This window comes from Flavobacterium enshiense, from assembly GCF_040750275.1.
In the GTDB taxonomy this organism is placed as follows: domain Bacteria; phylum Bacteroidota; class Bacteroidia; order Flavobacteriales; family Flavobacteriaceae; genus Flavobacterium; species Flavobacterium enshiense_B.
In genome coordinates this window covers 1-2,500 of record NZ_JBDOCV010000019.1, presented here as the reverse complement: position 1 = coordinate 2,500, position 2,500 = coordinate 1, and the positions used below count along the sequence as shown (strand labels likewise).

At 44.4% G+C, this 2,500-nt stretch carries 1 protein-coding gene and 1 rRNA gene; both read right to left on the bottom strand.

The features are described 5' to 3' along the window. Positions 1-22: 22 nt before the first annotated feature. Positions 23-1,538 (bottom strand): 16S ribosomal RNA (locus ABGT15_RS13760). Positions 1,539-2,056: 518 nt separating this feature from the next. Next, positions 2,057-2,248, bottom strand: coding sequence for a hypothetical protein (locus tag ABGT15_RS13755; RefSeq protein WP_367232035.1), 192 nt, complete (start codon positions 2,246-2,248; stop codon positions 2,057-2,059). Positions 2,249-2,500 lie beyond the last annotated feature (252 nt).

Here is a 2,500-nt window from a genome sequence, read left to right as displayed (position 1 = left end):
AAGAACAAAATCATTTCTCTAGAAAGGAGGTGTTCCAGCCGCACCTTCCGGTACGGCTACCTTGTTACGACTTAGCCCCAGTTACTAGTTTTACCCTAGGCAGCTCCTTGCGGTCACCGACTTCAGGTACCCCCAGCTTCCATGGCTTGACGGGCGGTGTGTACAAGGCCCGGGAACGTATTCACCGCATCATGGCTGATATGCGATTACTAGCGAATCCAGCTTCACGGAGTCGAGTTGCAGACTCCGATCCGAACTGAGAACGGCTTTGAAGATTCGCTCCTACTTGCGTAGTGGCTGCTCTCTGTACCGTCCATTGTAGCACGTGTGTAGCCCAGGACGTAAGGGCCGTGATGATTTGACGTCATCCCCACCTTCCTCACGGTTTGCACCGGCAGTCTTGTTAGAGTTCCCGGCATGACCCGCTGGCAACTAACAATAGGGGTTGCGCTCGTTATAGGACTTAACCTGACACCTCACGGCACGAGCTGACGACAACCATGCAGCACCTTGAAAGACGTCCGAAGAAAATCTGGTTTCCCAAACTGTCGTCTCCCATTTAAGCCCTGGTAAGGTTCCTCGCGTATCATCGAATTAAACCACATGCTCCTCCGCTTGTGCGGGCCCCCGTCAATTCCTTTGAGTTTCACACTTGCGTGCGTACTCCCCAGGTGGGATACTTATCACTTTCGCTTAGCCACTCAGATTGCTCCGAACAGCTAGTATCCATCGTTTACGGCGTGGACTACCAGGGTATCTAATCCTGTTCGCTCCCCACGCTTTCGTCCATCAGCGTCAATCCACTTGTAGTAACCTGCCTTCGCAATTGGTATTCCATGTAATATCTAAGCATTTCACCGCTACACTACATATTCTAGTTACTTCCAAGTAATTCAAGCTCTACAGTATCAATGGCCGTTCCATCGTTAAGCGATGGGCTTTCACCACTGACTTATAAAGCCGCCTACGGACCCTTTAAACCCAATGATTCCGGATAACGCTTGGATCCTCCGTATTACCGCGGCTGCTGGCACGGAGTTAGCCGATCCTTATTCTTACGGTACCGTCAAGTTCCTACACGTAGGAGTGTTTCTTCCCGTATAAAAGCAGTTTACAATCCATAGGACCGTCATCCTGCACGCGGCATGGCTGGTTCAGGCTTGCGCCCATTGACCAATATTCCTCACTGCTGCCTCCCGTAGGAGTCTGGTCCGTGTCTCAGTACCAGTGTGGGGGATCTCCCTCTCAGGACCCCTACCCATCATCGTCTTGGTAAGCCGTTACCTTACCAACTAACTAATGGGACGCATGCTCATCTTGTACCGTTGGAACTTTAATTACAGTGTGATGCCACATCGTAATACTATGAGGTATTAATCCAAATTTCTCTGGGCTATCCCTCAGTACAAGGCAGATTGCATACGCGTTACGCACCCGTGCGCCGGTCTCAAAGTTGCAAGCAACTTCTACCCCTCGACTTGCATGTGTTAGGCCTGCCGCTAGCGTTCATCCTGAGCCAGGATCAAACTCTTCATCGTATATTTTAATATTGTCGATTTAGTTGCTAGGTTTTTCAAATCTACTCGAAAAAGTCTTACTCTCTCTTATATTTGCTGTCAATTCAATATGTCTATGAACGTGTCTTCTTTTATTCTCTCGCTATCCTTTCAGGAAGCGGGTGCAAAAGTAGAACTTCTTTTCTATTCTGCAAAACTTTTTGAAACTTTTTTTTGAAAAAATTTTCATTTCGTTTTGACCAGTATTTCAAATGAACTTCCCTGTATTTGCGGGTGCAAAACTAGAATTTCTTTTTAAATCTCGCAAGCTTTTTTTGAAATTTTTTTCGATTTTATTTTCGAAGCCAATCTCGTTTTTCTCGCCAGTATTTCAAATGAACTTTCCCTTGTTTTGCGGGTTGCAAAAGTAGAACCTCTTTTTAAATCTCGCAAGCTTTTTTTGAAATTTTTTTCGATTTATTTTCGAAGTCAATTTCGTTTCGCTTACCAGTATTTCAAATGAACTTTCCCTTATTTTGCGGGCTGCAAAGATAGCCTCTTTATTCTTTACAATCCAAATCTTTTTTTAACTTTTTTTCAAAAATCTTTTTGATCTGTTTTGCTTCAAAATGTCGTAAGAACTCTGCCTTTATTGCGGGTGCAAAAGTAGCACTCTTTTGCCCATATCCAAACTTTTCAGCGTCTTTTTTTGAAGTTTTTTGGCCGTTTTTCCTTAACTCGCTGATAACCATTTCCTAACACCTAAAAGTTTTTTTCTTGAAGTTACTGAGTTACTGAGCCGCTTAGTGACTCAGTGGGCTTTACTATACTTATATATAGTATACGCTCTGGTTTTACTACACTATATATATAATAGTAGAATGGGTTTCACTACCTATATATAGGTATAATCGTTTACCGATTCTCAAAAAAGCTCATCCCCTAGCCCCGATTGCAGCGGAAATCCCGCAATGAAATGAAGGAATTGCAGCGGAAAGCGGGAA

Bases quoted from the DNA above. Each gene is read 5' to 3' on its own strand.
- ABGT15_RS13755 (WP_367232035.1), bottom strand. From the start codon at position 2,248: ATGGTTATCAGCGAGTTAAGGAAAAACGGCCAAAAAACTTCAAAAAAA.